Origin of the sequence: Tissierella sp. (genome assembly GCF_032104385.1) — a bacterium.
Classification (GTDB): domain Bacteria; phylum Bacillota; class Clostridia; order Tissierellales; family Tissierellaceae; genus Tissierella.
This window is the reverse complement of the sequence record NZ_DAMCHJ010000002.1, coordinates 105,816-120,156: the sequence shown is the minus strand read 5'-3', so window position 1 is coordinate 120,156 and position 14,341 is coordinate 105,816. Positions and strand designations below refer to the sequence as shown.

The 14,341-nt window shown below is 31.4% G+C and carries 13 protein-coding genes; all 13 read left to right on the top strand.

Annotated elements, in window-relative coordinates:
* The first annotated feature begins 3 nt into the window (after positions 1 to 3).
* The 13 genes from RT714_RS02565 to RT714_RS02505 all read left to right on the top strand — a co-directional run bounded on the left by RT714_RS02565 (position 4) and on the right by RT714_RS02505 (position 14,053).
* Complete coding sequence (locus RT714_RS02565) at positions 4 to 687, top strand: metallophosphoesterase (RefSeq protein ID WP_313756046.1); 684 nt, start codon at positions 4 to 6, stop codon at positions 685 to 687.
* An 11-nt stretch (positions 688 to 698) separates the two neighbouring features.
* On the top strand, positions 699 to 1,424 hold the full coding sequence (gene nagB / locus RT714_RS02560) for a glucosamine-6-phosphate deaminase (RefSeq protein ID WP_313756045.1): 726 nt from the start codon (positions 699 to 701) through the stop codon (positions 1,422 to 1,424).
* 14 nt (positions 1,425 to 1,438) lie between these two features.
* Positions 1,439 to 1,981: a class IV adenylate cyclase gene (locus tag RT714_RS02555; protein ID WP_313756044.1), complete on the top strand. Its 543-nt coding sequence runs from the start codon at positions 1,439 to 1,441 to the stop codon at positions 1,979 to 1,981.
* Between the two features lie 55 nt (positions 1,982 to 2,036).
* A complete protein-coding gene (locus RT714_RS02550; RefSeq protein WP_313756043.1) occupies positions 2,037 to 2,228 on the top strand; it encodes a hypothetical protein in 192 nt (63 codons plus the stop codon).
* 105 nt (positions 2,229 to 2,333) lie between these two features.
* On the top strand, positions 2,334 to 2,537 hold the full coding sequence (locus RT714_RS02545; protein ID WP_313756042.1) for a hypothetical protein: 204 nt from the start codon (positions 2,334 to 2,336) through the stop codon (positions 2,535 to 2,537).
* Between the two features lie 184 nt (positions 2,538 to 2,721).
* Positions 2,722 to 5,073, top strand: coding sequence for a phosphoenolpyruvate synthase (gene ppsA, locus RT714_RS02540; RefSeq protein WP_313756041.1), 2,352 nt, complete (start codon positions 2,722 to 2,724; stop codon positions 5,071 to 5,073).
* A 271-nt stretch (positions 5,074 to 5,344) separates the two neighbouring features.
* Positions 5,345 to 6,880: a glutathione ABC transporter substrate-binding protein gene (locus tag RT714_RS02535; RefSeq protein ID WP_313756040.1), complete on the top strand. Its 1,536-nt coding sequence runs from the start codon at positions 5,345 to 5,347 to the stop codon at positions 6,878 to 6,880.
* 108 nt (positions 6,881 to 6,988) lie between these two features.
* On the top strand, positions 6,989 to 7,915 hold the full coding sequence (gene nikB / locus RT714_RS02530; RefSeq protein WP_072974470.1) for a nickel ABC transporter permease: 927 nt from the start codon (positions 6,989 to 6,991) through the stop codon (positions 7,913 to 7,915).
* Positions 7,916 to 7,943: 28 nt separating this feature from the next.
* The gene (locus tag RT714_RS02525; protein WP_313756039.1) at positions 7,944 to 8,846 is read left to right on the top strand and encodes an ABC transporter permease; all 903 of its coding nucleotides are present in this window, start codon (positions 7,944 to 7,946) and stop codon (positions 8,844 to 8,846) included.
* Between the two features lie 16 nt (positions 8,847 to 8,862).
* Positions 8,863 to 9,852 (top strand): ABC transporter ATP-binding protein, encoded by a 990-nt coding sequence (locus tag RT714_RS02520; protein ID WP_313756038.1) that lies wholly within the window; start codon positions 8,863 to 8,865, stop codon positions 9,850 to 9,852.
* Positions 9,853 to 10,818, top strand: coding sequence for an oligopeptide/dipeptide ABC transporter ATP-binding protein (locus RT714_RS02515; RefSeq protein ID WP_313756037.1), 966 nt, complete (start codon positions 9,853 to 9,855; stop codon positions 10,816 to 10,818).
* A gap of 136 nt (positions 10,819 to 10,954) precedes the next feature.
* Positions 10,955 to 12,733, top strand: coding sequence for an aminopeptidase P family protein (locus RT714_RS02510; RefSeq protein WP_313756036.1), 1,779 nt, complete (start codon positions 10,955 to 10,957; stop codon positions 12,731 to 12,733).
* An 81-nt stretch (positions 12,734 to 12,814) separates the two neighbouring features.
* A complete protein-coding gene (locus tag RT714_RS02505; RefSeq protein WP_313756035.1) occupies positions 12,815 to 14,053 on the top strand; it encodes an FprA family A-type flavoprotein in 1,239 nt (412 codons plus the stop codon).
* Positions 14,054 to 14,341 lie beyond the last annotated feature (288 nt).

The following is a 14,341-nucleotide window of genomic DNA, read 5'->3' as shown; positions in this document are numbered from 1 at the left end:
ATATTGATATTTGCTATTGGGGATTTACATTTTGATAATACTGGTGAAAAGCCAATGGATATATTTGGTGAAAATTGGATAAATCATGAGGGAAAAATAATAGATAGTTGGAAATCTATTATAAAGGAAGATGATTTAGTTTTATTAGCTGGGGATACATCATGGGCATTGAAACTTGAAGATGCCTATGAAGATTTATTAAAAATAGACGAGTTACCAGGTGAAAAAATAATTATAAAGGGAAATCATGATTATTGGTGGAATAGTTTAAGAAAGTTAAATAATCTTGAACTTGAAACAATAAAATTTCTTCAGAATAATAGTTTTATATATAATAATATTGGGATTGTAGGTACTAGGGGATGGTCAGCTATAGATAGCAATATTGCTGATGAAAAGGATTATAAGGTGTTTAACAGGGAGTTAAATAGACTAAGATTATCTTTAGATTCTTTGAAAGAAGATGTAGAGAAGATTCTTGCAATTTTACACTATCCACCTTTTAACCCAGATCTTAGTTCAAATGAATTTATTGATATAATGAAAGAGTATAATGTAGATATCTGTATATATGGACATTTACATTCTGGGGGACATAAATATGCTGTTGAGGGAATAGTGGAAGGTATAAATATACATTGTATATCAAGTGATTATATTAATTTTATCCCCAAAAAAATATTATAGGGAGTGAAAGTATGAAAATATTAGTTGAAAAAGATTATGAAACTATGAGTAAAGTAGCTGGAAAGATATTTATAGAATCAATAGAAAGAAAGCCGGATATTGTCTTAGGGTTGGCTACTGGAAGTACGCCTATAGGTATGTATAAGGAGATTATAAGAGCACATAAAGAAGAAGGGTTAGATTTCTCAAAAGTTAAAACTTTCAACTTAGATGAATATGTAGGATTATCTCCAGAACATCCTAGTAGTTATAATTATTTTATGGATGATGAACTTTTTAGATATATTAATATAAACAAAGAAAATATTCATATCCCTGATGGAAAAGTAAAAAACCTTGAAGAATATTGTAAGAGATATGACGAAATAATAAGTGAAGCTGGTGGAATAGATATACAATTACTTGGAATAGGTGAAAATGGTCACATAGCCTTTAATGAACCAGATGAAGCTTTATCTATAGGTACATCTGTTATTAAATTAACTGAAAACACTATAGAGGTAAACTCTAGATTTTTCAACTCCATTGAAGAAGTGCCTAAAACAGCAATAACAGTGGGAATAGGTACTATATTAAAGGCAAAAAAAATAGTGTTATTAGCTAGTGGTATAAAAAAAGCACCAGTTATAAAGAAATTATTAAATGACAATAAGGTAACGACTCAGTTACCAGTATCTTTTTTACTACTTCATCCTGATGTAACAGTTATAGTTGATGAAGCGGCTTATAATGGTTAAAGGAGGATGTAAGAGTGAAAGAACTTGAAGTAAAAATTTTAAATGTGAATTTAGATGATATGGAATTAAAATTAAGGTCTTTAGGTGCTACATTAATAGATAAAGAACTTCAAGTAAATACATTAATAGATTCCAAAGAAAATTTTATACAAAATAGTTTAGATAGCTATTTGAGAATAAGAGAGACTAAGTCCATCTTAAACAATAACATTAAGTTTACATTAACTATGAAGAAAAACATTAATAGAGAAGGAATTAGGGAAAATATTGAAATCAATACAGATATATCCGATAAAAAGGCTATGCTAGAAATATTGAAATCATTAGGATATTATGTTATTCAAGAAGGTTTTAAGGAAAGGACTTCTTATGTACTAAATAATATAAGATTTGATTTAGATAAATGGGATGATAGTACTTATCCTGAGCCGTATATGGAGATTGAAGTTAATGATGAAGATGAACTTGAAGGGATAATAGAACTGTTAGATATTCCAAAAGAAAATATTTCTACTAAATCTATAGTGGAACTTAGAAAAGAAAAAAATCTGTTGTAACCAAAATCCCTTAATTAGAATAATATGTATTAATCTAATTGAGGGAGGTTTTGTTATGCTAAATAATTTGTTAGGCTGTGATGATAATAATAATATGATATTAATTATTATCTTAATACTTTTACTATTAGGTAATGATGATTGTGGATGTGATCATGATCCTTGTGGAGGTCATGGAGGAATATTTGGTGGAGGCAATATAATATGGATACTTATACTATTATTCCTTATTGGTGATATTTTTTAAAAACAGCAGATATTCTGCTGTTTTTTTAATTTTCAAAAATATAGTAACCACTTTAACACTAATTTCATAAAATACAGTGAGGAATAAATATAAGGAGGTATTATGATGACTGAAGAATTAGGTATAAGATCAGAGCGTAGAGGTATATTTGATAGATTAGGTTGTAATGACGATTCATTACTATTTTTCTTCCTGATATTAGTTATTATATTCTGTAACTCAGGATGCTTTAATGATAGAAATGATGATTCACTGTTATTTTTCTTCCTTTTATTGGTAATACTATTTTGTGGAGAAGACTTTTTCTAAATATACCTAAAGTAAAAATCCCGTGTTATACGGGATTTTTTTTATGTATAATATAAGAATTAGAACTGGGCAAAATATTAAGAAAAATTAATATAAATAATTCAAAAAAAATAATATATAGTATAGCACAATTGAATATATATGCTATAATATATATTGTAAAATTAAATAGGAGGTTATACTAATGGGCGAATATAAATACATTAAATGGTTTAATGAAATTAATAAAAATGATATTCCAGTTGTTGGAGGTAAAGGAGCTAACTTAGGAGAACTTACTCAAAAAGGTTTAGATGTACCACCAGGATTTTGTATAACTGCAGGAGCATATAATCATTTTATTGATTATGCAGAGTTAGATGAAATAATTAAAGAATTAATTAGAGGGTTAGATGAAGAAAACTCTGATATGCTTCAAAATGTTAGTCGTGCTATTCAAGATAGAATAAATTGTGGAGAAATACCAGAGGATTTAAAAAATGAAGTTATAGATGCTTATAGAGAATTTAGCAGAAAAGTTAATTTAAGTAATCCGGAAGTTGCTGTTAGATCTTCAGCTACAGCAGAAGACTTACCAGAAGCATCTTTTGCTGGTCAGCAAGATACTTACTTACACATAAGTGGAGAAGAAGAATTAATTAAATATGTTAGAAAATGTTGGGCATCTCTTTGGACAGCAAGAGCTATTTATTATAGAGTAAAACAAGATTTCGAGCATTTCGATGTTTCTTTATCTGTTGTAATTCAAAAAATGGTAAATAGTGAAAAATCAGGAGTTATGTTTACTGCTAACCCTGTAAATAGTAACACAGATGAAATGATGATAAATGCTAGCTGGGGGTTAGGAGAAGCAGTAGTATCTGGAACAGTTACCCCTGATGAATATTTAGTAAATAAGAAATCAAAAAAAATTGAAGAAAAGCATATCGCAGAAAAAAACATTATGGTAGTAAAAAGAAAAGATGGAGTAGGTACTGAGGAAATAAAAATTGCAGACTATTTAGGTCAGGATAAAGTAAATGATCAATGCTTATCAGATGAAGAGATAATGATTTTAGCAAATTATGGAATTAAAATAGAAGAAATGTATGGTTCATATCAAGATATAGAATGGGGATTTGATAGAGATACTAAGAAATTATATATATTACAATCAAGACCAATAACGACTTTAAAAGGAGATGTTAGTGTGAGTGAAGTAAAAGAACAAAAAGAATTAAAAATGCTTGTAAGAGGTTTACCTGCATCACCTGGAATTGGTAGAGGAAAAGTTAGAAATATTAAAGATATATCTGAAATTGGAAGAGTACAAGATGGAGATATTTTAGTTACAGTTATGACAAATCCTGATATGGTTCCAGCCATGAGAAAGGCTGCAGCTGTAGTTACAGACGATGGGGGAAGAACTTGTCATGCAGCCATAGTATCTAGGGAACTTGGCATACCTTGTATTGTAGGAGCAAAGAATGCCAGTGTAACTTTAGTAGAGGGTTTAGAAGTAACAGTTGATGCAAGTAGAGGAGTAGTTTATGAGGGAACTGTATTAGAAGAAAAAGAAGAAAAAAAATCCGAAGGAACAGCTGTAGGAATAAGTGAAGAAATACTAGCTAGTTTATCCCCAATAACAGCTACAAAAATTTATATGAATCTTGGAGAGCCCTCATTAGTAGGAAGATATAAGAACTTACCTTTAGATGGTATTGGTCTAATGAGAACAGAGTTTATATTTACAAATATGATAGGTGCTCATCCAATGTATTTAGTAAAAACAGGTCAAGGGCAATTATTGATAGATAAAATGGCTGAAGGAATTCAAATGGTAGCTGGAGAGATTTATCCAAGACCAGTTGTTGTTAGAATGTCTGACTTTAGAACAAATGAATTTAGAGGATTAAAAGGTGGGGATGAGGTAGAGCCAATAGAGGCAAATCCAATGATAGGCTGGAGAGGAGTATCTAGATATATTTCACCAGAATATGAAGAAGGATTTAGACTAGAATGTCAAGCTTTAAAAAAAGTTAGAGAAGAATTTGGTTTAACCAATGTATATGCAATGTTACCCTTTGTAAGAACCACGTGGGAATTAAAGAAAGTAAAGGAAATAATGGCAGAAGAAGGATTAGTTCAAAATAAAAACTTTAAGATTTGGATAATGGCAGAAGTACCATCAGTAGTATTTGAAGCAGAAGAATTTGCACAAATGGTAGATGGATTCAGTATAGGAAGTAATGATTTAACTCAGCTTGTAATGGGAGCAGATAGAGATTCAGGTATATTAAATAATATGGGATATTTTGATGAAAGAAATGAAGCAGTTAAGAAAGCTATATCAATTCTTATAAAAGCAGCCCATAAATATGGAAAGACTATTTCTATATGTGGTCAAGGACCTAGCCAATATCCAGAGTTTGCAGAGTTCCTTGTTGAACAGGGAATAGATAGTATGAGTGTTAATCCAGATACTGTTGCTTATACAAGAAGATTAGTTGCTTCGGTAGAACAAAAAATTATATTGAGAAAACTTAGAAATATATAGATTTATATAATATTAAAAATCAGATAACATAGAATTTATCTATATTATAAGGCATTGGAATAGAGCAATGCCTTAATTTCTATTTTTTTATAGTTGTCAAATTTCTATTGGTATAGTATAATTTACTTTGTTGTAAGTTATCAAATATAAGCGAATAATCGTGTTTTTAGAATTTTCTAAATACATACAACAATATATATTGTTGGTAAATTTATAAATATGAAAATACTACTATACGATTAATAAGCAAAAAAAAATAAGGAGTGATTCAATGTTTAAAAACAAGAAAATCTTATCACTAGTAACTCTTACTTTAGTTCTATCACTTGTTTTAACAGCTTGTGGCGGAAGTAAGGGAATTACTAGAAAAAACCCAGCGGATACTTTAGTTGTTGCTCAGGGTGCAGATGCTAAGAGTTTGGATCCACATGCAACTAATGACCAGCCATCATCAAGAGTTACTAAACAAATTTATAACACTTTAGTATTTGCTACTGAAGATATGGAGATAGTTCCGTCTTTGGCAGAATCATGGGAAAAATTAGATGATTTAACTTGGGAATTCAAACTTGCACAAGGTGTAAAATTCCATAATGGGGAAGAACTGAAAGCTTCAGATGTTAAGTTTACATTTGATAGAATGTTAGTTTCACCATCTGTATCACATATTCTGGGACCAGTAACTGAAATTAAGGTTGTAGATGATTATACAGTACAAATAATTACTTCTGAACCATTTGCTCCATTATTAGCTCACCTTACTCACACTGCTTCTTCAATATTAAATGAAAAAGCTGTTACAGAAGCTGGCGCTGACTATGGACAAAAACCAGTAGGAACTGGACCATTTAAAATGGTAGACTGGCAATCAGGAGATAGGATTACTCTTGAAGGATTTGATGATTATTTCAAAGGTGCTGCAAAGATAAAAACTGTTATATTTAGAAATGTTCCTGAAGGAACAAATAGAACAGTGGGTCTTGAAACTGGAGAAATTGATATAGCTTATGATGTTGAACCAATTGATAAGAAGGTAGTTCAAGAGGCTAAAGGATTAGAGCTAATTGAAGGACCATCATTCTCAAGCCAATACTTAGGATTTAACACTAAGAAGGCTCCATTTGATAACGTGAAAGTTAGACAAGCAATTAACTATGCAGTAAATGTACAAGAGATAATAGATGTAGCACTTGAAGGTGCAGGAGAAGTGGCAAAATCACCTTTAACAGACTTAATTTTTGGTGCAGACAAGGATATAGAAGGTTATTCATATGATGCAGAAAAAGCGAAAGAATTATTAAAAGAAGCTGGATATGAAAATGGATTTAAAACTTCTTTATGGACAAATGATAACCCAGTAAGAGTTAGAATAGCTGAAATGGTTCAAGCTCAACTTAAAGAAGTGGGAATTGATACTTCAATAGAAGTTGTTGAGTGGGGTGCTTTCCTAGACAGAACATCAGCTGGAGAACATGATATGTTTATCCTTGGTTGGACTACAGTAACTGGAGATGCAGACTATGGTTTATATGCATTATATCACAGTTCACAACATGGAGATGCTGGAAACAGAACTTTCTATAGCAATCCAGAAGTAGATAAGTTACTAGATATTGGTAAAACAGAAGTAGATACAGATAAGAGATTAGAAGCATATAAAGAAGCTCAAAACTTAATAGTAGAAGATGCTCCTCAATTATTCTTATACTTCTCTACTCAAAATGCTGGTGAAAATAGTGCAATTCAAGGTTTTAAATTACATCCTGCTGGACATCACTCATTATATAATGTAACTATCCAAGAATAAGAATGCAATTTATGATGAAGCGGGACTATCATGTCCCGCTTCTAATTCTTTAACATGATAGCGAGAAACAATAATAGAGTATATTCATCAGATTAAGGAGGGAAAAAGGTGCATAAATATATTTTAAGAAGATTATTACTTTTAATACCAGTAATATTAGGCGTTACCTTTTTAGTATTTACAATTATGTACTTTACACCAGGAGACCCTGCAAGGCTTATACTTGGTGAAAGTGCACAACCTGAACAGGTGGCGGCTTTACGAGAAGAAATGGGATTAGATGATCCATTTATAGTACAATATTTTAGATTTATAACTAAGGCATTAACTGGAGATTTTGGAAGATCTTATTCAACTAAAAGACCAGTTTTTGATGAAGTATTTGCAAGATTCCCAGCTACTTTAAAACTTACTGTAGCGGCTATGATTATTGCAGTATTAATAGGTATTCCTGTAGGTATTATTTCTGCAACTAAACAATATTCATTATTAGATAGTATAGCTATGATAGGAGCGTTAATCGGGGTTTCCATGCCAGTATTCTGGTTGGGGTTAATGTTGATATTAGTATTCTCTGTAAAACTTAGAATTTTACCATCAAGCGGCTCTGAAACTTTATTACATTTAATTTTACCAGCCTTTGCATTAGGAGTTGGTTCAGCTGCAATTATTACTCGTATGACTAGGTCGTCAATGCTTGAGGTAATTAGACAAGACTATATAAGAACTGCAAGAGCTAAAGGTGTTGCAGAGAAGAAGGTAGTAAATAAGCATGCATTAAAAAATGCTTTAATACCTGTTGTTACAGTAATAGGTTTACAATTTGGAGGGCTCCTTGGTGGTGCAGTTCTTACTGAATCTGTATTCTCATGGCCAGGAGTAGGAAGGCTAATGGTTGAAGCCATCAGACAAAAAGATAGTCCTATGGTTTTAGCAACCGTTGTATTTATATCTGTAACCTTTAGTTTTGTTAATCTTTTAGTTGACTTATTATATGCATTTATAGATCCAAGAATTAAATCCCAATATAGATAGTTAATTTTTCGAGTAAGGAGGTAGAATAATGGATAATGGTATTATAAAAGGCAATGAAAATAATTCTAATACAAATAAGAAAAAGAGAAGCCAATGGGGAGAAGTATGGAGAAGGCTAAGAAAAAATAAAATGGCTATGCTAGGATTAACAATAATTATTATTTTAATATTATTAGCTGCCTTTGCAGATATAATTGCTGATTATGAAGAAGTGGCAATAAAGATGAATACAGCTGTAAGACTTCAAGGACCAAGTAAAGACCATATTTTAGGTACTGATGAACTTGGTAGAGATATATTTGCTAGAATGATACATGGTGCAAGGGTATCATTAAAAGTAGGTATAATAGCAGTTGGTATTGCTATTATAATTGGTGGTACATTAGGAGCAATTGCTGGATTTTATGGCGGAAAACTTGATAATATTATAATGAGAATAATGGATATTTTCTTAGCTGTTCCAAGTATACTACTTGCAATAGCCATAGTATCTGCACTTGGTACAAGCATGATTAATTTAATGATTGCTGTAGGTATATCATCAATACCTAATTATGCACGTATTGTAAGGGCTTCAGTTCTTTCTATTAAAGACCAGGAATTTATTGAAGCAGCTAAGGCAATTGGAGCTAAGGATACTAGAATTATATTAAAACATATATTACCGAACTCAATGGCACCTGTAATTGTACAAGGAACTTTAGGAGTTGCTGGTGCTATATTATCAACAGCAGGTTTAAGTTTTATAGGGCTAGGTATTCAAAAACCAGCTCCAGAATGGGGTGCAATGCTTTCATCAGGTAGACCTTTTCTTAGAGAAGCGTGGCATGTTACTACATTTCCAGGTATAGCTATTATGATTACTATATTGTCACTAAACTTACTTGGTGATGGTTTAAGAGACGCTTTAGACCCTAGACTAAAACAATAAGAGAGGAGGAACTTAAATGAGCAAGGAATTCTTAAATATTAAAGATTTGCATATTCACTATATAACAGAAGAAGGTACTGTTAATGCTGTAAATGGAATTAATATAGATTTGAAAAAAGGCGAGACTTTGGGTCTTGTTGGTGAAACAGGAGCAGGTAAAACAACAACTGCTTTAGGAATCCTAAGACTAGTTCCTAATCCACCTGGAAAGATTATGGATGGTGAAATATTTTTAGAAGGACAAAATATATTAGAGCTATCAGAAGAAGAAATGAGAATGATAAGAGGAAATAAAGTATCTATGATATTCCAAGACCCTATGACAGCTTTAAACCCAGTTATGACAGTAGGAGAACAAATAGCAGAAGTTATCGAAATACATGAGAATTTATCAACTAAAGAAGCAGAAGAAAAATCTAAAGAAATGCTTGAGTTAGTTGGTATACCTGGAGCTAGAGCAAATGATTATCCTCATCAATTCTCAGGCGGTATGAAACAAAGAGTAGTTATAGCCATAGCTTTAGCATGTAATCCTGGACTTTTAATAGCTGATGAACCTACTACAGCTCTTGATGTTACCATTCAAGCACAAGTTTTAGACCTTATGAATAAACTAAAGAGAGATTTCAACACAGCTATGCTTTTAATCACTCATGATTTAGGGGTTGTAGCGGAAGTCTGTGATAAAGTAGCTATAATGTATGCAGGAGAAATAGTGGAGTATGCCAGTATAGAGGAACTTTTTGAAAATCCAAAACATCCATATACTAAAGGATTATTTGGTTCTATTCCAAGCCTTGATGAAGAAGTGGATAGATTAAAACCAATAAAAGGATTAATGCCAGATCCTACAAATCTACCTTCAGGTTGTAAATTCCATCCAAGATGTATACATGCTACGGAAGCATGTAAAAATAACCATCCTAAGGATATAGAAGTGACACCTGGACATAAGGTAAAATGTTTAATTTATTCTGGACAAGTAGAACCAAAGGGGGATATGTAAATGGAACCAATATTACAAGTTCGAGATTTAAAAAAATACTTTAATACCCCTAAAGGATTACTTCATGCAGTTGATGGTGTTACTTTTGATATTAATAAAGGAGAAACTCTTGGAGTTGTAGGGGAATCTGGTTGTGGAAAATCAACTTTAGGTAGAGTAATACTTCATCTATTAGAAGCTACAGATGGAGAGTTATTCTATGAAGGTGAAGACATTACAAAACTTACAAAAACACAATTCAGGGAATTAAGGCAGAAAATGCAAATTATTTTCCAAGATCCATTTTCATCTTTAAACCCTAGAATGACTGTTAGTGAAATTATTAAAGAACCTATAATAATTCATAAAACGATAAGAGATAAGAAAGAAATAGACAAAAAAGTGTCTGAATTAATGGATACTGTAGGATTAGCTGATAGACTTGTAAACACTTATCCACATGAGCTTGATGGTGGTAGAAGACAAAGGATTGGTATAGCACGTGCTTTAGCACTTAATCCAGGATTTATAGTTTGTGATGAGCCGGTATCAGCTCTTGATGTATCTATTCAAGCACAGGTACTAAACTTAATGCAAGACCTACAAAAGGAAATGGATTTAACTTATATGTTTATAACTCATGACTTATCTGTAGTTAAACATATATCAAACGATATTCTTGTAATGTATCTTGGTCAATTAGTTGAGAAGACAAATTCTAAGGATTTGTTTAAAAATCCATTGCATCCTTATACAAAGGCTTTACTTTCAGCTATACCAGTACCAAGTTTAAAATATAAGAGAGAAAGAGTGTTATTGAAGGGTGAGCTTGCTTCTCCAATAAATCCAAAGCCAGGATGTAGGTTTGCACAAAGATGTATTTATGCAAAGGATAACTGTCATGTAGATAATCCAGTAATAGAAGAGGTAATGCCAGGTCATTTTGTAGCATGTCATCATATACGAGAAATAAATGGACTAAAATAGTTATAATAAAAGAAAAAGGCAGATTATCTGCCTTTTTTCTTTTATTAAATATCCAATTATAGTATAATAAGGGTATTAATTGATTGAGTAGGAATTGTATTTATTAATAAAACCATAAAGATTTAGGAGGGTGAGTATGATAATTAATGAAAGATTAAAGAAACTAAGAGGTTTAATGAAAGATAGGGGTATCACCGCTTATATTGTCAATACTGCAGATCCGCACCAATCTGAATACGTAGCCGATTACTATAAAAGTAGAGTGTGGATATCAGGATTTACAGGTTCGGCTGGTACTGTTGTAATTACTCAAGATGAAGCAATTTTATGGACTGATGGCAGATATTTTATTCAGGCAGAGAAGGAATTGAAAGGATCAGAATATAAATTGTTTAAAATGGCAATTCCTGGTTTTCCAACTTATACAGAGTGGTTAAGGGATAAATTAAATAGTGGAGATGCCATTGGATTTGATGGTAAAGTATTTGCACAATCCTCAGTTGAAAGTTTGGAAAATGAATTTAAAGAAAAAGATATTAGATTTATTGATGAATATGATTTAGTAGGGGAGATTTGGGAAGATAGACCTAATCTTCCAAAGGGAAAGGTATTTATACATGAATTAAAATATACAGGGAAAACAGGTAAAGAGAAGGTTAAAGAAATAAGAGATGAAATGAAGAAAAATGACGCAGATTATTTTCTTATAGGAAGTTTAGATGATATAGCATGGTCATATAATATTAGAGGAAAAGATATATTATATAGTCCTGTTGTAATTTCCTATGCTTTAATATCAATGGATAAAGCTTACTTATTTGTAGATAAAGAAAAAATAAATATTGAAGTTGAAGCTTTCTTAAAGGAAAATGAAATAGAAGTTTTTGGATATGAAGAAGTAATAGATTTTGTAAAAACAATATCTGAGGAATCAAAAGTATATTTAGACAAGAGTAGAATAAATAGATGGTTATATAAAGCTATACCTTCACAATGTAAGATAACAAATGGAATGGATATTACAACAAGATTAAAGGGAATGAAAAATCCTACCGAAATTAGAAATCAGAGAAATGCATATATTAAAGATGGAGTTGCATTGGTTAAGTTTTTATATTGGCTAGATAAAAGTGCAGGAAACATTCCAGTCACTGAAATGTCAGCACAGGAAAAATTATTAGAATTTAGAAAAGAACAAGAAGGATTTATTGAACCAAGTTTTGGAACTATCTCAGCATACAAGGAAAATGCAGCTATGATGCATTATTCAGCTAGTGATACTTCCAATGCTAAGATAGAAAAAGAAGGATTATATTTAGTAGATTCAGGTGGACAATATTTTGATGGAACTACTGACATTACTAGGACTGTAGTTATGGGTCCCATAACTGAAGAGGAAAAGAGAGATTTTACTTTAACATTAAAGGGACATATTAATTTAGGAAATGCAAGATTTCTGTATGGTGCTACAGGACATAGTCTTGACGTACTAGCAAGATATCCATTATGGCAGGAAGGCATTGACTACAAATGTGGAACAGGCCATGGTGTAGGATATTTATTAAATGTCCATGAAGGGCCACATAGGTTTGCAGTAGTGGCAAACACTGTGGTACTGGAAAAGGGAATGATTGTAAGTATAGAACCAGGGGTATATAAAGCAGGAAGTCATGGTATAAGAATAGAAAATGTAGTAGTTGTAGATGAAGATATAAAAACTGATTCTGGTCAATTTATGAAATTTGAAACATTATCTTTTGTTCCAATAGATTTAGAAGGAGTAGAAGTTTCACTTTTATCTGAAAATGAAAGAATTTGGTTAAATGAATATCATAAAGAAGTCTTTAGTAAGCTTTCACCTTATTTAGATGAAGAAGAAAAAGCTTGGTTAAAAGAAGAAACTAGAAGTATATAATACAACTTAATAACTTCCATTTTTGGTGCCAGGCACCGAAAATGGAAGTTATTACATAGATAGAATTAGGAGGGAATAATAATGAATGTAACAAAAGTTACTGACGATACCTATTTACTTTCGGTAAATATAGAAAACATATTATTTGAGGGATTATGGGAAATTCCAAATGGAGTTTCTTTAAATTCTTATATAATTAAGGGAGAAAAAACTGCAATTGTTGATGGCGTATGTGGTTGGGATGGATATCCAGAATCTTTATTTGCTCTTTTAGAGAAGTTAAATATAGACCCTAAATCAATAGAATATCTTATAATAAATCATATGGAGCCAGATCATTCTGGATGGATTGAATCTTTTAAAAAAATAAATCCTGATTTTAAAGTTGTTTGTAGTAAAAAATCAGCAGAGCTATTAGAAGCTTTTTATGGCCATACTGATAATATTACTGTTGTAAAAGATAAGGATACTTTGGATTTAGGAAATGGTCATATTTTAAAATTTGCAGAAATACCTAATGTTCATTGGCCAGATACAATAGCAACTTTTGATACCTTAACAGGTACTTTATTTTCATGTGATGCTTTTGGATCATTTGGAAATCTTACAGAATCTAATTATGACGATATGCTTGATGAAGAAAAATTGGATTTTTATGAGAATGAGGCAGTTAGATATTATGCAAATATAGTAGCAGCATTTTCTATGCCAGTTAAAAAAGCTATTGATAAATGTTCTTCTTTGCCTATTAAAGTTATAGCTCCGGGACATGGAATAGTATGGAGAAAGAATCCTAATAGGATTATAGAAGATTATCTTAGATATGCTTCTTATCAAAAAGGACCTGCAAAAGAAGAAATAACTCTTATATGGGGTTCCATGTATGGAATGACAGAAAAGGCAGTAAATCATGCAGTTAAAATATTAGAGGAAGAAAATATAAAAGTTAATGTTCATAGGGTTCCAGAAACTTCTTGGGGAACTATATTAGCATCATCTTGGAATTCAACAGGAATAATTCTTGCTATGCCAACCTATGAATATAAAATGTTTCCACCAATGGCAGCAGTATTGGAGGAATTAGGAAAGAAAAAAGTACAGGGTAGAAAAGCCTTTAGTTTTGGTTCTTATGGGTGGTCAGGAGGAGCTCAAAAAGAACTTGATGAAATTATGAATAAATATTGTATGAACTGGGAATTTATAGAGCCAGTAGAGTTTAAAGGAAGTCCAAGAGAGGAAAATTTAAAGTTAATAGAAGTAAAAGTAAAAGAGTTAGTAAAAGAAGTAAGAGAAGCAGTAAGAGCAACAGTGAATAGTTAAAAATCAATATTAAATAAAGGGCGATACTAGAAATATTAGTATCGCCTTCTATATATAGATGCCATAAATATAACAACTAAAAATTAATAAATTTGTTATAATAGAAATATAGTCTGCAGTCTCAAAGCTCAAATCTATTTAATGGTTTTACTCCTACAGATTTTACACTAAGGGACACTTCTAATTATAAATTCCACTCTACGACTCACAAATCTACTCCGTAGGGAATAATTAGTAATATCCTATAGGGCCTTTGTTCATCGAGTTAGGTCATAAAAATTGGCGTAA

Bases quoted from the DNA above. Each gene is read 5' to 3' on its own strand.
- ppsA (WP_313756041.1), top strand. From the start codon at position 2,722: ATGGGCGAATATAAATACATTAAATGGTTTAATGAAATTAATAAAAAT.
- RT714_RS02525 (WP_313756039.1), top strand. From the start codon at position 7,944: ATGGATAATGGTATTATAAAAGGCAATGAAAATAATTCTAATACAAAT.
- RT714_RS02520 (WP_313756038.1), top strand. From the start codon at position 8,863: ATGAGCAAGGAATTCTTAAATATTAAAGATTTGCATATTCACTATATA.
- RT714_RS02535 (WP_313756040.1), top strand. From the start codon at position 5,345: ATGTTTAAAAACAAGAAAATCTTATCACTAGTAACTCTTACTTTAGTT.
- RT714_RS02515 (WP_313756037.1), top strand. From the start codon at position 9,853: ATGGAACCAATATTACAAGTTCGAGATTTAAAAAAATACTTTAATACC.
- RT714_RS02550 (WP_313756043.1), top strand. From the start codon at position 2,037: ATGCTAAATAATTTGTTAGGCTGTGATGATAATAATAATATGATATTA.
- RT714_RS02505 (WP_313756035.1), top strand. From the start codon at position 12,815: ATGAATGTAACAAAAGTTACTGACGATACCTATTTACTTTCGGTAAAT.
- RT714_RS02545 (WP_313756042.1), top strand. From the start codon at position 2,334: ATGACTGAAGAATTAGGTATAAGATCAGAGCGTAGAGGTATATTTGAT.
- RT714_RS02510 (WP_313756036.1), top strand. From the start codon at position 10,955: ATGATAATTAATGAAAGATTAAAGAAACTAAGAGGTTTAATGAAAGAT.
- nagB (WP_313756045.1), top strand. From the start codon at position 699: ATGAAAATATTAGTTGAAAAAGATTATGAAACTATGAGTAAAGTAGCT.